This is a genomic window from Amycolatopsis sp. NBC_00438 (assembly GCF_036026695.1).
Classification (GTDB): domain Bacteria; phylum Actinomycetota; class Actinomycetes; order Mycobacteriales; family Pseudonocardiaceae; genus Amycolatopsis.
In genome coordinates this window covers 6122669-6136868 of sequence record NZ_CP107923.1, presented here as the reverse complement: position 1 = coordinate 6136868, position 14200 = coordinate 6122669, and the positions used below count along the sequence as shown (strand labels likewise).

The window sequence follows — 14200 nt, the reverse complement described above, 5'->3', positions numbered from 1 at the left end:
AACGTCGGACGATGTCGGCATGGCGGACTACGAGACTCTGCGCGCGCTGGCCGACGAGGGCAACGAAACCGCGCTGGACCGGCTGGCCGAGCTTGCCGACGCCCGCGGCGACCTGGCCGAGCTGAGCGAGCTGCTCGACGAAGGCTGCGAGCACGCCGGGCGCCTGCTCACCCGGCACGCGGTCGCGGCGGGCGACCTCCTGGAACTGCAGCGCATCTCCGACGCCGGTTACGACGGCGCGGGCGCGGAGCTGGAACGGCTGCTGCGCGACGAACGGTCGTGAGTGTTCAGGGGGGTTAGAACCGCCCTAAACACTCACGACAACCCGCACCGGCCGCGTCAGGACCGAGAACGCCAGCAGCGCCAGCACCGCGAACCCCGCGATGGTCGCCGCCATCGGGACCGCCGTCCCCGGCCCGCCCAGGCCCACCAACGGCGTCGCTACGCCGCCCACCACGAACTGCAGCACCCCCAGCAACGCCGACGCCGCGCCCGCCGAGCGCGCGTGTTCGGCCAGGGCCAGCGAACTCGCGTTCGGCATCACCAGGCCGATGCTCGACACCAGCAGGAACAGCGACACGAGCAACGCCGCCAGCGGCAGGTGCGCCCACGCCGACAGCAGCACCAGCAGGCCGGCCACCGCGCCGAGGAGAAGGCCGGCCCGCAGCAGGGCGCGCTCGGAAATCCGCCCGACCAGCCGGCCGTTCAGCTGACCCGCCAGCACGATGCCGACGCCGTTGGCCCCGAACACCACGCTGTACGCCTGCGGGCTCAACCCGTACACACCCTGCAGCGCGAACGACGACCCCGAGATGTAGGCGAACATCGACGCGAACAGCAGGCCGGACGCCAGCGCGTAACCCGCGAACGTCCGGTCCACCACCAGCCGTCCGTACGTCTTCATCACCCGGCCCAGCCGCGCGGGCGAGCGCCGGGAAGCCGGCAGCGGCTCCGGGAGCGCGAAAGCCACCACGGCCAGCAGCACCGCCCCGAACACCGTCAGCACCACGAACACCCCGCGCCAGGACGTCCAGTTCAGCAGCTGCCCGCCGATCAGCGGCGCGAGGATCGGGGCCAGGCCGCTGACCAGCATCAGCGTCGAGAAGAACTTCGTCATCGCGGTGCCGGAGTACAGGTCGCGCACGGCGGCGCGGGCGATCACGATGCCCGCGGCGGCGCCGAGGGACTGCACGCCCCGCGCGGCGACCAGCAGCCACGCGTCCGGGCTGACCGCGCACAGCACCGAGCCCACGACGTACAGGACCAGCCCGACGAGCAGCGGGCCGCGGCGGCCGAGCGCGTCCGACAGCGGCCCGAGCACCAGCTGGCCCAGCGCGAGGCCGACGATGAACGCGCTGAGCGTCAGCTGCACCGTCGTGTCCGCGGCGTGGAGGTCGCCCGCCATCTGCGGCAGCGCGGGCAGGTACATGTCGATGGACAGGGGGCCGAACGCCGAGAGGCCGCCCAGGATCAGCACGAACTTCAGCTGCGCGCGCCGGGTGGGCGCGGTAGGTTCCGCCGTGTCGGTCATCGGCCTCCTCAGGTCACTCACGGAGCAGCGACGCGGTCCTCGAGCCTATTCCGGCTGTGACTGGTGACACCCCGTGCTCGAATGACTCGTGCCCGACACTGATCCGACCAATTTCGAGCCGATTGTGCGACGGCTCTGGATTGGAGACCTCGTCTGCGATATACATCGGATGTCTGGTCGTGTCGGTGAAGGGAACATCCGTGCAGCTTGTACGCCTCGGTGAGCCGGGAAGTGAGCGTCCGTTCGTCCGCGCCGACGACGGCACGACCTACGGGCTGAGCGGGCTGACCGCCGACATCGACGGCGGGTTCCTCGCCACCGGCGGCGTCGCCCGCGTGGCCGCCGCGCTCGCCGCCGGAGAGCTGCCGGAGGAAGACGTCACGGGCCTGCGGATCGGTTCGCCGATCGCCCAGCCGGGCAAGGTCGTCTGCATCGGGATGAACTACCGCCGCCACGCCGAGGAGACCGGCGCGACGCCGCCCACCGAGCCCGTCGTGTTCATGAAGGCGCCGGACGTCGTGGTCGGCCCCGGCGACGACGTCCTCATCCCGCGCAAGTCGGTCAGCACCGACTGGGAGGTCGAGCTGGGCGTCGTCATCGGCAAGACCGCCCGCTACCTCGACAGCGTCGACGAGGCCTTGGACTACGTCGCCGGATACGTCGTCTCGAACGACGTCTCCGAGCGCGCGCTCCAGTTCAGCACCGCCCAGTGGGACAAGGGCAAGTCCTGCGAGAACTTCAACCCGCTCGGCCCGGCGCTCGTGCCCGCGGCCGAAGTGCCCGACCCGCAGGACCTCGGCCTGCGGCTGTGGGTCAACGGCGAGAAGAAACAGGACTCCTCGACCAAGGACATGATCTTCAGCGTGGCCGAGATCATCCACCACCTGAGCCAGGTGATGGTGCTGCGCCCGGGCGACCTGATCAACACCGGCACCCCCGAAGGTGTCGCGCTCGGCCAGCCCGACCCGAAGCCCTACCTGCGCGACGGCGACGTGATCGAGCTGGAGATCGACGGCCTCGGCCGGCAGCGCCAGAGCGCGAGGCAGGCCTGACCATGGCGAAGATCATCGGCATGGAGGTCCTGGACGTCCGGTTCCCGACGTCGCGGGAGCTCGACGGCTCGGACGCGATGAACCCCGACCCGGACTACTCCGCCGCCTACGTCGTGCTGCACACCGACGGCGGCCCGGACGGCTACGGCCTCGCGTTCACCATCGGCCGCGGCAACGACGTCCAGGCCGCCGCGATCCGCGCGCTCGCGCCGCACGTCGTCGGCCGGGACGTGCCGGCCGACGCGGCCGCGCTCGGCGACCTGTCGCGCACGCTCGTCGGCGACTCGCAGTTCCGCTGGCTGGGCCCGGAAAAGGGCGTCGCGCACATGGCGGTCGGCGCGGTCGTCAACGCCGCGTGGGACCTCGCCGCGCGCCGCGCCGCGCTGCCCGTCTGGAAGTTCGCGGCCCGCATGACGCCCGAGGAACTCGTCGGCCTCGTCGACTTCCGCTACCTGAGTGACGCGCTCACCGAGGCCGAAGCCCTGGACATCCTGCGCGCCGCCGAGCCCGGCCGGGCCGAGCGGATCGCGCAGCTTGAAGCGCACGGCTACCGCGCCTACAGCACGTCGCCCGGCTGGCTCGGGTACGCCGACACGAAGCTGGTCCGGCTGGCCGAACAGGCCGTCGTGGACGGCTTCGACATGATCAAGCTCAAGGTCGGCGGCAACCTCGACGACGACGTCCGGCGGATGAAGCTCGCCCGCGAAACCGTCGGCGACGACATCCGCATCGCCGTCGACGCCAACCAGCGCTGGGATGTCTCCGCCGCGATCACCTGGATGACCGCGCTCGCGCCGTACGACCCGTACTGGATCGAGGAACCGACGTCGCCGGACGACATCCTCGGGCACGCCGCCATCGCGAAAGCGCTTGCGCCGATCCGCGTGGCCACCGGCGAGCACGTCCAGAACCGGGTGATGTTCAAGCAGCTCCTGCAGGCGAACGCGATTTCGGTGCTGCAGCTGGACGCCGCCCGCGTCGGCGGGTTCAACGAGAACCTCGCGATCCTGTTGCTGGCCGCCAAGTTCGGCGTCCCGGTGTGCCCGCACGCCGGCGGCGTCGGGCTCTGCGAACTGGTCCGGCACCTGTCGCTGTTCGACTTCGTGGCCGTGTCCGCCACTGATGCGGACCGCAGTATCGAGTGGGTCGATCACCTGCACGAGCACTTCACCGACCCGGCCGTCGTGCAGCGCGGCCGGTACCTCGCCCCGACCGCCCCCGGGTTCTCCGCGCGCATTCACGACGCCACGCTGCGCCGGTTCCGCTTCCCGGACGGTCCCGAGTGGACGGAGACCGCAAGTGAGTGAATTCGAGGGTCTGGTGGCCGCTGTCACCGGAGGCGCCTCGGGGATCGGCCTGGCGACGGCGACCCTGCTGGCCGAACGCGGCGCCCAGGTGGCAGTCCTGGATCTGAAACCTGGTGACGACGGCTTCCGGTGTGACGTCTCCTCGGACGACGACGTGCGCTCGGCCGTCGACGCCGTCGTGGAACGCTTCGGGCGCCTCGACATCCTCGTCAACAACGCCGGCATCGGCGCGCAGGGCGACGTCACCGCCAACGGCGACGACGAGTGGCACCGCGTGTTCGACGTCAACGTCGTCGGCATGGTCCGGCTCGCCCGGGCCGCCCTGCCGCACCTGAAGAACTCGCCGTCCGCGGCGATCGTCAACACCTGCTCCATCGCGGCCTGGGCCGGCCTGCCCAGCCGCGCGCTCTACTCGGCCACCAAGGGCGCGGTGCTCTCGCTGACCCTGGCCATGGCGACCGACCACCTGCCGGACCGGATCCGCGTCAACTGCGTGTGCCCGGGCACGGCGGACACCCCCTGGGTGGGCCGGCTGCTCGACTCCGCCACCGACCCGGCGGCCGAACGCGCGGCGCTCGCCGCCCGCCAGCCGATGGGCCGGCTGGTCACCGCCGACGAGGTGGCGAACGCGATCGTCTACCTCGCCAGCCCGCTTTCCGCGTCGACCACCGGCACCGCGCTCGCGGTCGACGGCGGCATGCACGGCCTGCGCCCGCGCGGGCCCGTGCAGCACGACTGAACAGACTTTTTCGCTGCCATCAAGGAGGATGCAGTGCACAACAGGGTGATCCAGGTGGCCGCCACGGCCGCCGTCTGCGGCCTGGTGCTGGCCGCCTGCGGGTCCACCAAGGACGATGCGGCCGCGCCGAGCGCGGGCGGGGGCGGCGCCGGCGGCAAGGTCGGCGCGACCCTGCCGCTGCTGACCTCGCCGTTCTGGCAGGCCTACAACAACTACGTCCCGCAGATGGCCAAGACCGAGGGCGTCGACGTCCTCCCGACGGTCAACGCCGACAGCGACCCGGCGAAGCTGATCACCGACATCGGCACCTTCCTCAACCAGGGCGTCAAGGGCCTGGTCGTGACGCCGCTGGACTCCGCGGCGATCGTCGCCGGGCTCAAGCAGGCGGAGAACAAGGGCGTGCCGGTGGTCGCGGTCGACGTCGCTCCCGAGAGCGGCAAGGTCGCGATGGTGGTGCGGGCCGACAACAAGGCCTACGGCACCAAGGCGTGCGACGCGATCGGCGAGAAGGTCAAGTCCGGCAAGGTCGTGCAGATCCAGGGTGACCTCGCCTCGGTCAACGGCCGCGACCGCTCGGAGGCCTTCAAGGCCTGCATGGCGCAGAAGTACCCGGGCATCCAGGTGCTGGACATCCCGGCCGAGTGGAAGGCCGACAAGGCGTCCTCCGGCCTGGACAGCATGCTGACGGCCAACCCGGACATCAAGGGCGTCTACATGCAGGCCGGCGGCGTCTACCTCGCCCCGACCCAGCAGGCGCTCAAGCGCAAGAACCTCTCCTTCCCGGTCGGCGACCCGAAGCACATCGTGCTCGTCTCGAACGACGGCATCCCGCAGGAGCTGGCCGCGATCCGGGCCGGCGAACTGGACGCCACGGTCTCCCAGCCCGCCGACGCGTACGCGAAGTACGGCCTGTACTGGCTGAAGAAGGCCATGGCCGGCGAGACGTTCAAGCCGGGCCCGACCGACCACGGCAGCACCATCGTCGAGATCAGCCCCGGCATCCTCGAGGACCAGCTGCCCGCGCCGGTCATCACCAAGGCCAACGTGGACGACAAGGCCCTGTGGGGGAACAACCTGTGATCGCCCCGCCTGCCACCCCGGTGGTCGGCGCCCACGGCGTCGGCAAGCGCTACGGCCCCACCGTGGCGCTCCAGGACGTCAGCCTCGAGGTGCGTCCCGGCGAGTCCCACGCGCTCGTCGGGCGCAACGGGGCCGGCAAGTCGACCCTCGTCTCGATCCTCACCGGCCTGTCCGCCACGGACACCGGGCACGTCGAGTTCAGCGGCGAGCCGGCCCCGCCCCTGACCAAGCAGGACGACTGGAAGGCGCGGGTCGCCTGCGTCTACCAGCACGCGATGGTCGTCCCGCAGCTCACGGTGGCCGAGAACCTGTTCCTGAACCGGCAGGCGGGCGGCGGGTTCTCGATCGGCTGGAAGAAGCTGCGGCGGCAGGCCGAAGAGCTGCTCGGCTCGTGGGACGTGCACGTCGACGTCGACACCCCGGCCGGCGAACTGTCGGTCGAGGACCGGCAGTTCGTCGAGATCGCCCGCGCCTTGTCCTACGGCGCCCGGTTCATCGTGCTCGACGAACCGACCGCGCAGCTGGACAAGCAGGCCATCGAGCGGCTCTTCGAGCGGATGCGCCAGATGCAGGCGGGCGGCGTGACGTTCCTGTTCATCTCGCACCACCTGCACGAGGTGTACGAGGTCTGCCAGGCCGTCACCGTGCTGCGCGACGCGATGCACGTCCTGACCGCCCCGGTCGCCGACGTCGGCCGGGCCGAGCTGGTCGACGCGATGACCGGCGAACCGGGCGGCCTGTCCGTCCGCGACGCCGCGACGCGCGAAGCCCTAGAGGCGGACGCGCCGGAGATCCTCGCGGTCGAGCGCCTGTCCGGTGACGGCTTCTCGGACGTCTCGTTCCGGCTCCACCGGGGCGAGGTCGTCGGGCTCGCGGGCAGCAACGCCAGCGGGAAGCACCAGGTCGCCGAGACGGTCTACGGCCTGCGGACACCGGCCGCGGGCACCGTCCGCGTCGACGGCAAACCGTTGCGGCCGGGCGACATCCCGGCGGCGCTCAAGGCCGGGATCGGCTGCGTGCCGCGCGACCGGCACCACGAAGGCCTGGTGCTGGAGCACCCGATCATGGACAACGCCACCCTGTCCATTTTGGACAAGATGGGCCGCGGCGGGATCGCCTCGCCGAAGACGCGGTTCACCAAGGCGTCGCAGGCGCTGAAGGACTACGGCATCGTCGCCGCGAGCGCCGAGCAGCCGGTGTCCGACCTGTCCGGCGGCAACCAGCAGAAAGTCGTTCTCGCGCGGGCGCTGGCCGGCGACCCGCGGGTCGTGGTGCTGATCAACCCGACCGCCGGCGTGGACGTGAAGTCGAAGGAGGCGCTGCTCGCGGTCGTCGACCGGGTGCGCGCCGAGGGCAAGGCGGTGCTGATCGTCAGCGACGAGCTCGACGACCTGCGCCTGAGCGACCGGGTCCTGGTGCTGCGCGCCGGGGCCGTGGTCGCCGAGCACCAGGCCGGGTGGTCCGACGGCGACCTCGTGGCCGACATCGAAGGAGTCGAGCTTTCGTGACCGACGTGATGACCGATCCGCAGACGGAGCTGCCCGCCCCACCCCGGCGTCGCAAAGCCGGCTGGCTGCGAGAACTCGCGCTGCTGCCCGCGCTCATCGTGGTGTTCGTCATCGGCGGCCTGGTCGACGACACGTTCGTCGGCTGGAGCAACATCGTCAGCATCCTGACCGCGTCGGCGGCGCTGTCGCTGGTCGTGCTCGGCGAGTCATTGGTGCTGATCACCGGGAAGTTCGACCTGTCGCTGGAATCCACCATGGGCCTGGCGCCCGCGCTCGGCGCGATGGTGGTCATCCCGGCGGCTTCGGCCGGCTTCGGCGTCGAACTGCCCACCGCGATCGGCCTGCTGGTGATCCCGCTGTGCGGCGCGCTAGTCGGGTTCGTCAACGGCTTCCTGATCGTGAAGCTGAAGCTGAACGCCTTCATCGTGACGTTGGCGATGCTCACCGTGCTGCGCGGCGTACAGGTCGGCTCGACCAAGGGCAAGACGCTGTTCAACCTGCCGGACTCGTTCACGAACCTGGCGACCACGACGTTCGCCGGGCTGCCGATGTCCGTGTGGCTGGCGGCGGTGCTGTTCGCGATCGCCGGCTGGGTGCTGCGCTACCACCGCGTCGGCCGCGCGCTGTACGCGATCGGCGGCAACCGCGAAGCCGCGCGGGCGGCCGGTGTGCGCGTCGACCGGATCGCGTGGGCGGTGTTCGTCGTCGCCGGCATCCTCGCGGCGATCGGCGGGCTCGCGTACACCGGTTACGTCGGCGCGCTGGGCGCGAACCAGGGCTCCGGGCTGATCCTGCAGGTCTTCGCGGCCGCGGTGATCGGCGGCGTCTCCCTCGACGGCGGCAAGGGCACGCTCGTCGGCGCGCTGACCGGCGTCCTGCTGCTGTCGTCGGTCTCCAGCCTGCTCAACTACGCGCACGTGTCGGCGGAGTGGCAGGGGGCCATCTACGGCGCCATCATCCTGGTCGCGCTGATCATCGCCCGGTATGCGGGTGGAAAGCCCCAGACCTGAGCCCGGTCACGTGATCATCCGACGTTCCATGGTCTGCCGCGGCTCTCGTGAGTGTTTAGGGCGGTTCTAACCGCCCTAAACACTCACGAGGCTGGGGGACGAGGAGGACGTGCCGTGCGGTCAGGAGGCTTCCGCGGCGGGCAGGTCGGCGGCGGCGTCCGAGTCGGGCACCGTCGGGTCGTCGGCCGTGCCCAGTGCGTTGCGCAGCCACTGCTCCACGCCCGCGACGTGCACGGTCGCCCACGAGCGCGCCAGTTCCGGCTCGCGGGCCGCGATGGCCTCGTAGATCGCCGAGTGCTGTTCCCGGGTCTTCGCGACCGCCCCCTCCTGGGTGAGGCCGCGCCAGATCCGGGCCCGCGCGGTCGGCCCGGAGAGGCTGTCGAGCAGCGAACAGAGCACCGGGTTGCCGGAGCCGTCGGCGATCTTGCGGTGGAACTGGAGGTCGTTGGCGACGAGGGCCTCGACGGTCGGCGAGTCGGCCAGCTCCCCGAGCAGGGTGCCCAGCTCCGCGATGTCGTCGTCACTCATGTGCAGGGCGGCCAGCGCGGTCGCGGCCGGCTCGAGGATCCGCCGCACGGCGAGGAAGTCGAGCACGGTGTCGTCGCGGTGGAAGTCGACCACGAACGTCATGGCGTCGAGCAGCAGGTTCGGCTCGAGGCTGGTGACGTACGTGCCGTCACCCTGGCGCACGTCGAGCACCCGGATCAGGCACAACGCCTTCACGGCCTCCCGCAGGGAGCTGCGCGAAAGCCCGAGCCGCTGGGCCAGCTCGGCCTCCTTCGGCAGCCGGTCGCCGGGCGCCAGCTCGCCGGTGATGATCATGTCCTTGATCTTGTCGATCGCGACATCGGTGACGGGCATCGTGTCCGCCCTTCCCTGCAACAGACCTCGGATGTTTGGGTGTTACTCCCCAGCGTGCCATGTCCCGGCCAAGGAGTGGTCATGACCCACCAGCCCGCACCGCAAAGAGTGGCTCTCCACACGAAGCTGAAACCCGGCAAGGAGGCCGACTACGAGTCCGTCCACGCGGTGATCCCACCCGAGCTGGACGTCGCGCTGCGCGAGGCCGGCGTCCGCACCTGGCGGATCTGGCGTAACGGTCTCGACCTGTTCCACGTCCTCGAAGTCGACGACTACGCGGCGATGCGCGCGGCGTTGCGGGAGCACCCCGCGAACGTCCCGTGGCAGGCCCGGATGGCCGAGCTGCTGGCCGTCGAGGACGACTACTCCGGCGACGACACCGGCATCGGGCTGGTCTGGGAACTGCCGGTGAAGGAGTGACCGCGTGAACCTCTCCCTGTCCCCGCTCGGGCTCGGCTGCGCGCAGCTGGGCAACCTGTACCACGCGATCACCGACGAGACGGCGGCCGCGACCGTGCGGCGCGCGTGGGACGAGGGCGTCCGCTACTTCGACACCGCGCCCCACTACGGCCTGGGCCTGTCCGAAACCCGCCTCGGCGCCGCGCTGAGTTCGTATTCTCGCGACGAGTACGTGCTGTCCACGAAGGTCGGCCGCGTGCTGGAGCCGAACCCGGGCGGCGCCGGTGAGAAGGACGGCGAGGGCTTCGCCGTCCCGGCCGCCTACAAGCGCCGCTGGGACTTCAGCCGCGACGGCGTCCTGCGCTCGTTCGAGGACAGCCTCACCAGGCTCGGCCTCGACCGGGTCGACGTCGTCTACGTCCACGACCCGGACGACCACTTCGAACAGGCCCTGCGAGGCGCCTTCCCGGCGTTGCGCGAGCTGCGTGAGCAGGGTGTCATCGGCGCGTTCGGCGCCGGGATGAACCAGGCGCCGATGCTCGGCGAGTTCGTCCGCCGCACCGACCTCGACGTCGTGCTGGTGGCCGGCCGCTACACGCTGCTCGACCAGCTCGCGCTGGACGAGCTGCTGCCGTTGTGCGCCGAACGCGACGTCACGGTGGTGGTCGGCGGCGCGTTCAACGCGGGCATCCTGGCCACCGCGGAACCCGGCCGTGTCTACGACTACGCCGAGGCCCCGGCCGAGCTCGTCGAGCAGGCGCAGCGGATCGCGAAGATCTGCGCGCGCCACGGCGTCGAACTCCCCGAAGCCGCGCTGGCCCTGCCGATGGCCCATCCCGCGGTGGCGTCGGTCGTCGTCGGCGCGCATGATCCGGAGCAGGTGAGCGTGAACGCGCGGCGCGCCCGGGTGGTCGTGCCGCCGGAGCTGTGGGCCGAACTGGTCGACGCGGGACTGCTGCGCGCCGACGCCGTCATCGCCGAAGGAGTCTCATGATCGACGCGCACCACCACCTCTGGGACCCGTCGCGACGCGAGTACCCGTGGATGGCGGGCGACGCGATGGACCCGATCCGCCGTCCCTACACCGTCGACGACCTGCGCGCGGTGACGAAGGCGGCCGGGGTGCACGCGACCGTGCTGGTCCAGACGGTGTCGGCGCAGGAGGAGACCGAGGAGTTCCTCGCGACGGCCGCGGCGGAACCGGTGGTCGCGGGCGTCGTCGGCTGGGTCGACCTGCGGGCTCCGGACGTCCCGGACCGGCTGGCCGCGCTGCGGTCGCTAGGTCCGCTGGTGGGGGTCCGGCACCAGGTCGAAGACGAGCCGGACGACGACTGGCTGCTGCGCCCGGAGATCGTGGCGGGCCTGAGCGCGGTCGCGGACGCCGGCCTGGTCTACGACCTGCTGGTGCGGCCCGCGCAGCTCGCGGCGGCCAGTGAGGTGGCGCTGCGGCTGCCGGGGCTGCGGCTGGTCCTGGACCACGCGGCGAAGCCGCCGATCGCGGCGGGGGAGTGGGAGCCGTGGGCGTCCGCGGTCGCCGCGCTCGCGGAGCGCGAGAACGTCGTGTGCAAGCTCTCCGGCCTGGTCACGGCGGCGGACTGGTCGGGGTGGGAGGTGGCGCACCTGCGCCGCTACGTCGACCACGTGCTGGACGTGTTCGGCCCCGGGCGGCTGCTGTTCGGTTCGGACTGGCCGGTCTGCGAGCTGGCCGCGGCCTATGAAGTCGTCCTGGACGCGGCGGTTTCGCTCACCGGGTCCCTGTCGGACGCGGAACGCCTGGACGTCTTCGAGCACAACGCGCGGACGGTCTACGACCTGGCCTGAACGTGGATGCGGGCGGGGAACGTCCCCCAGGGGGTAAAGGAGGTTCCCCGCCCGCCGGTGTGAAGGTCTGTCAGAACTCGTCGTCGCGGATCATGCCGCGCAGGCGCGTGAGGGCGCGGTGCTGCGTGACGCGCACGTTGCCCGGCGAGATGCCGAGTGCCTCCGACGTCTCGGTCGCGGACAGCCCGACGGCGATGCGCAGGGTGAGGATCTCCTGCTGCACCCGGGGCAGCGTGGCGAGCAGCCGGCCGAGGCGGGCGCCGAGGTCGAGCGAGAGGGCGCGCGTCTCGGGCTCGTTGCCGACCAGCGGGCGCTCGGGGAGCTCGGGAACGGGCTCGGAGCGGTCGCGGGCCACGGCGCGGTAGGCGTCCGCGACCTTGTTGGCGGCGATGGCGTGCACGAGGTAGAGGAACGAGCCGCCGCGGTCCTGGTAGTCGGGAAGGGCTTTCAGCACGGCGAGGCACACTTCCTGGGCGACGTCGTCCGCCGACAGGTACGAGAGGTCACGACCTCCCATCCGCGCGCGGCAGTACCGCACCACGACCGGCTCGATCATCTTGAGCAAGGTGTGGATGGCAGCGGGATTGCCCTCGCCCGCGTCCTTGACGAGCGGGTCGAGGTCCTCCTTCGTCAGTCGCCCACCAGGTCGGGGCAATGATTCGGGAGTGCGATAATCGCGAACCTCCGTGGCGGAAACCTCGGTGGTCCTCGGCGGTGCTGTCATGGTCGTCTCCCCGGCCGACCCTCGACCGTCGCATGCCGGGGGTTCAACTCTCCGTAACGGTGTCATCGCAGGTACTCCGGGAGACCGGCGCTACCTGCGCTCCGTGCGACGCTGGGTAATCGTAAGCACCTCTCGGGCCATCAGTCCAGATTTCAACCACCAATACCCCGTTCGCAGGAGCGACCGTGATGCAACCGCGACCAGACGCCTCACATTGCGATTAATCGCTTTCAGGATGTGCCGAGTTCACCCGTCAGTGGAGGGCGATCACGGACGTGGCAGTCAACGTGACGGCGAGCGACGTCACGGCGGGCAGCAGGCGGGGCATGGCCACCGGTTCGGCGGCACGCAGGGCCCGTTCGCGGGACGCGCCGACCCCTGCGAGCAGGGCGGACGTCGCCGCGGACAGCAAAACGGGCAGGACAGCGAGCCCCCAGTGGCGGAGTGCGGCCGAGTGGAGCAGCAAGAGGGTGCAGGCGGCGGAGGCCAGGGCGGTTCGCCGCCAGGCCAGTCCGGTCCGCTCGGCCTGCGCGCCGGCGGGGGCGGTCATGGCGCCACCGGCGCGCCGAGGCCGGAGTAGTCGCGAAGTCCCGATAATCCGACTGCCAATAAGCCTGCGCCCGAGGGGGCTCGGCGGGCGCGTACCGGCGCCGGAACCCCGGTTTCGGGGCACCACGGACGGTCACCGAATGGTGTGGTGGCCGTCACGAAAGGGCCAGGAGTACGGCCGCGGCGAGGATGAGCAGGAACAGGCCGGCCGTCAGCACCACGATCATCAGGCTGCGCGGCAGCGGCTCACCGGCGCGCATCGCGATCTGGACGCGCCGCCAGCGCGGGTACGCCGTCAGCGCCAGGACCGCCGCGAGCGCCACGCACAGCCCGGCGAGCACGCCGCTGGCCCCGGCGGGCGAGGGGACGAGCTGGTGCACGGCCACGCCGCCCGCGAGCAGGCCGAGCGCGGTGCGCAGCCAGGCGAGGAACGTGCGTTCGTTGGCCAGGGTGAAGCGGTAGTCCGGTTCACTGCCGCCCTCGTGGGGCTTGATGTCTTCTCGCGGGGCCACGTCCGCAGACGCTAGCCCGTGTGCGCGGCCCGGGCCGGTTCGCTGCGGTGCGCGAAGACCCACCAGCGCAGCACCGCGAACCGCACGAACCCGCCGACGAAGCTGGCCAGCAGCAGCGTGCCCGTCTCCTCCCAGGACGTCGGCCGCTCGACGACGGCGTCGAGGATCGCCAGCACGGCCGAGCCGTACCCGGCGTAGAAGGCGAACGTGAGGAAGTCCTGCAGGTGCCGCTTCCCGGCGTTGCTCTGCCGGCCGGCGAAGGTGACGCGGCGGTGGAACTCGGTGTTCCCGACCGTCGTCAGCGCGATCGCGACCAGGTTCGCGACCTGCGAGCCGAGCCGGTCGCGCAGCAGGAGGAACAGAACGGCCTGGACGCCGGTTGTCACGATGCCGGCCACGACGTACCACGCCGCGTGCGTGCCGAGCTCGTGGTGGCGGTCCGGGTCGGTGGCGAAGGGCCGGTGTTCCGGTGCGCACCTGGTGGTGGCCATGATCCGAAGCTACTCCGCCTTCACAAACTTGTGAATATGTTAAACCCGTTGAAGAAATGTGATCCCGGTGACACCGCGGGCGTTTCGGGCCCAGGCGCCTCGGGTAGGTCCCCGGCGATGACTATTTCCTCTGCACCGGGAGAATCCAGTGAGTGACCGCGACTCGGCCGAATCGGACAGCCTGAGCCCCAGCGAGGCGCTGGACGAAGACGAGCTGCGCGTCGACCCGCTCGAAGAAGGCATCGAACCGCCCGAGCACTGGAGCGCCGCCGACCGGTTCGGCACCACGCCCCAAGAGGTCCGCGAAGGCGAGCCGATCGACCAGCGGCTCGCGGAAGAGGAACCGGACACCGAGCCGGACCCGATCCCGGACCGCCCGCTCGCGGCGACCCCGGCCGCCGAGCTCGACGAGACCGTCGAGGACGCGCCGCCGGACTACGAGCAGGTGATCCCCGACGACGAGCTGCCCCACCGCCACGCGGACCCCGATCCGGGTGAGCGGGCGGACTACGCGGGTGGTTCCGTGGCGGACGCCATCCGCGAGGCGAGACAGGGCTGAACCGCTCACGCTGCGCGTCCGTTCGGGCGCATTTAGCGTGGGACCCCAGTGCATCGG

General features: G+C 71.1%; 17 protein-coding genes. 11 read left to right on the top strand and 6 right to left on the bottom strand.

All coding sequences use genetic code 11. The annotated features are described in order from the left end of the window. The first annotated feature begins 19 nt into the window (after positions 1-19). Positions 20-283: a hypothetical protein gene (locus OG494_RS27310; protein ID WP_328443376.1), complete on the top strand. Its 264-nt coding sequence runs from the start codon at positions 20-22 to the stop codon at positions 281-283. Positions 284-307: 24 nt separating this feature from the next. Here OG494_RS27310 and OG494_RS27305 read toward each other — a convergent pair whose 3' ends face one another. After that, on the bottom strand, positions 308-1531 hold the full coding sequence (locus OG494_RS27305; protein WP_328443374.1) for a multidrug effflux MFS transporter: 1224 nt from the start codon (positions 1529-1531) through the stop codon (positions 308-310). A 200-nt stretch (positions 1532-1731) separates the two neighbouring features. Between OG494_RS27305 and OG494_RS27300 the strand changes: the two genes are divergently transcribed. The 6 genes from OG494_RS27300 to OG494_RS27275 are packed head-to-tail and all read left to right on the top strand — an operon-like array spanning position 1732 to position 8227. After that, positions 1732-2583 (top strand): fumarylacetoacetate hydrolase family protein, encoded by an 852-nt coding sequence (locus OG494_RS27300; RefSeq protein ID WP_328443372.1) that lies wholly within the window; start codon positions 1732-1734, stop codon positions 2581-2583. Between the two features lie 2 nt (positions 2584-2585). Then, positions 2586-3890: an enolase C-terminal domain-like protein gene (locus tag OG494_RS27295; RefSeq protein ID WP_328443370.1), complete on the top strand. Its 1305-nt coding sequence runs from the start codon at positions 2586-2588 to the stop codon at positions 3888-3890. After that, positions 3883-4629, top strand: a complete 747-nt coding sequence (locus OG494_RS27290; RefSeq protein ID WP_328443368.1) for an SDR family NAD(P)-dependent oxidoreductase — start codon at positions 3883-3885, stop codon at positions 4627-4629. Before OG494_RS27295 ends, OG494_RS27290 begins: the two co-directional genes overlap by 8 nt. A 45-nt stretch (positions 4630-4674) precedes the next feature. Further along, a complete protein-coding gene (locus tag OG494_RS27285; RefSeq protein WP_328459038.1) occupies positions 4675-5709 on the top strand; it encodes a sugar ABC transporter substrate-binding protein in 1035 nt (344 codons plus the stop codon). Further along, positions 5706-7217 (top strand): sugar ABC transporter ATP-binding protein, encoded by a 1512-nt coding sequence (locus OG494_RS27280; RefSeq protein ID WP_328443366.1) that lies wholly within the window; start codon positions 5706-5708, stop codon positions 7215-7217. The genes OG494_RS27285 and OG494_RS27280 overlap by 4 nt, the downstream gene beginning before the upstream one ends. Continuing rightward, positions 7214-8227, top strand: a complete 1014-nt coding sequence (locus OG494_RS27275; protein ID WP_328443364.1) for an ABC transporter permease — start codon at positions 7214-7216, stop codon at positions 8225-8227. The genes OG494_RS27280 and OG494_RS27275 overlap by 4 nt, the downstream gene beginning before the upstream one ends. A 120-nt stretch (positions 8228-8347) precedes the next feature. Here the strand turns inward: OG494_RS27275 and OG494_RS27270 are convergent, their stop codons facing one another. After that, positions 8348-9088 (bottom strand): FadR/GntR family transcriptional regulator, encoded by a 741-nt coding sequence (locus tag OG494_RS27270; protein WP_328443362.1) that lies wholly within the window; start codon positions 9086-9088, stop codon positions 8348-8350. Between the two features lie 81 nt (positions 9089-9169). On the opposite strand from OG494_RS27270, the gene OG494_RS27265 reads away from it, so the two are divergent. Genes OG494_RS27265 through OG494_RS27255 form a run of 3 tightly spaced genes read left to right on the top strand, consistent with a single transcriptional unit; the run spans position 9170 to position 11308 of the window. Then, on the top strand, positions 9170-9508 hold the full coding sequence (locus OG494_RS27265; RefSeq protein ID WP_328443360.1) for an L-rhamnose mutarotase: 339 nt from the start codon (positions 9170-9172) through the stop codon (positions 9506-9508). 4 nt (positions 9509-9512) lie between these two features. Next, complete coding sequence (locus OG494_RS27260) at positions 9513-10481, top strand: aldo/keto reductase (RefSeq protein ID WP_328443358.1); 969 nt, start codon at positions 9513-9515, stop codon at positions 10479-10481. Next, positions 10478-11308: an amidohydrolase family protein gene (locus OG494_RS27255; protein ID WP_328443356.1), complete on the top strand. Its 831-nt coding sequence runs from the start codon at positions 10478-10480 to the stop codon at positions 11306-11308. Before OG494_RS27260 ends, OG494_RS27255 begins: the two co-directional genes overlap by 4 nt. 70 nt (positions 11309-11378) lie before the next feature. On the opposite strand, the gene shbA is transcribed toward OG494_RS27255, so the two are convergent. From shbA to OG494_RS27235, 4 genes are all read right to left on the bottom strand, one after another. Beyond that, complete coding sequence (gene shbA, locus OG494_RS27250) at positions 11379-12032, bottom strand: RNA polymerase sigma factor ShbA (RefSeq protein ID WP_328443354.1); 654 nt, start codon at positions 12030-12032, stop codon at positions 11379-11381. 253 nt (positions 12033-12285) lie between these two features. Beyond that, a complete protein-coding gene (locus tag OG494_RS27245) occupies positions 12286-12582 on the bottom strand; it encodes a hypothetical protein (RefSeq protein ID WP_328443352.1) in 297 nt (98 codons plus the stop codon). A 154-nt stretch (positions 12583-12736) separates the two neighbouring features. Further along, on the bottom strand, positions 12737-13093 hold the full coding sequence (locus OG494_RS27240; RefSeq protein WP_328443350.1) for a YidH family protein: 357 nt from the start codon (positions 13091-13093) through the stop codon (positions 12737-12739). A gap of 11 nt (positions 13094-13104) precedes the next feature. Then, positions 13105-13584 (bottom strand): GtrA family protein, encoded by a 480-nt coding sequence (locus OG494_RS27235; protein WP_328443348.1) that lies wholly within the window; start codon positions 13582-13584, stop codon positions 13105-13107. Positions 13585-13732: 148 nt separating this feature from the next. Here OG494_RS27235 and OG494_RS27230 point away from each other — a divergent pair, with 148 nt between their 5' ends. Beyond that, positions 13733-14143, top strand: a complete 411-nt coding sequence (locus OG494_RS27230; RefSeq protein WP_328443346.1) for a hypothetical protein — start codon at positions 13733-13735, stop codon at positions 14141-14143. Positions 14144-14200 lie beyond the last annotated feature (57 nt).

What these genes read in the sequence shown, in the direction of transcription:
- OG494_RS27265 (WP_328443360.1), top strand. Translation starts at nt 9,170, where the DNA reads ATGACCCACCAGCCCGCACCGCAAAGAGTGGCTCTCCACACGAAGCTG.
- shbA (WP_328443354.1), bottom strand. Translation starts at nt 12,032, where the DNA reads ATGACAGCACCGCCGAGGACCACCGAGGTTTCCGCCACGGAGGTTCGC.
- OG494_RS27235 (WP_328443348.1), bottom strand. Translation starts at nt 13,584, where the DNA reads ATGGCCACCACCAGGTGCGCACCGGAACACCGGCCCTTCGCCACCGAC.
- OG494_RS27310 (WP_328443376.1), top strand. Translation starts at nt 20, where the DNA reads ATGGCGGACTACGAGACTCTGCGCGCGCTGGCCGACGAGGGCAACGAA.
- OG494_RS27305 (WP_328443374.1), bottom strand. Translation starts at nt 1,531, where the DNA reads ATGACCGACACGGCGGAACCTACCGCGCCCACCCGGCGCGCGCAGCTG.
- OG494_RS27295 (WP_328443370.1), top strand. Translation starts at nt 2,586, where the DNA reads ATGGCGAAGATCATCGGCATGGAGGTCCTGGACGTCCGGTTCCCGACG.
- OG494_RS27270 (WP_328443362.1), bottom strand. Translation starts at nt 9,088, where the DNA reads ATGCCCGTCACCGATGTCGCGATCGACAAGATCAAGGACATGATCATC.
- OG494_RS27245 (WP_328443352.1), bottom strand. Translation starts at nt 12,582, where the DNA reads ATGACCGCCCCCGCCGGCGCGCAGGCCGAGCGGACCGGACTGGCCTGG.
- OG494_RS27255 (WP_328443356.1), top strand. Translation starts at nt 10,478, where the DNA reads ATGATCGACGCGCACCACCACCTCTGGGACCCGTCGCGACGCGAGTAC.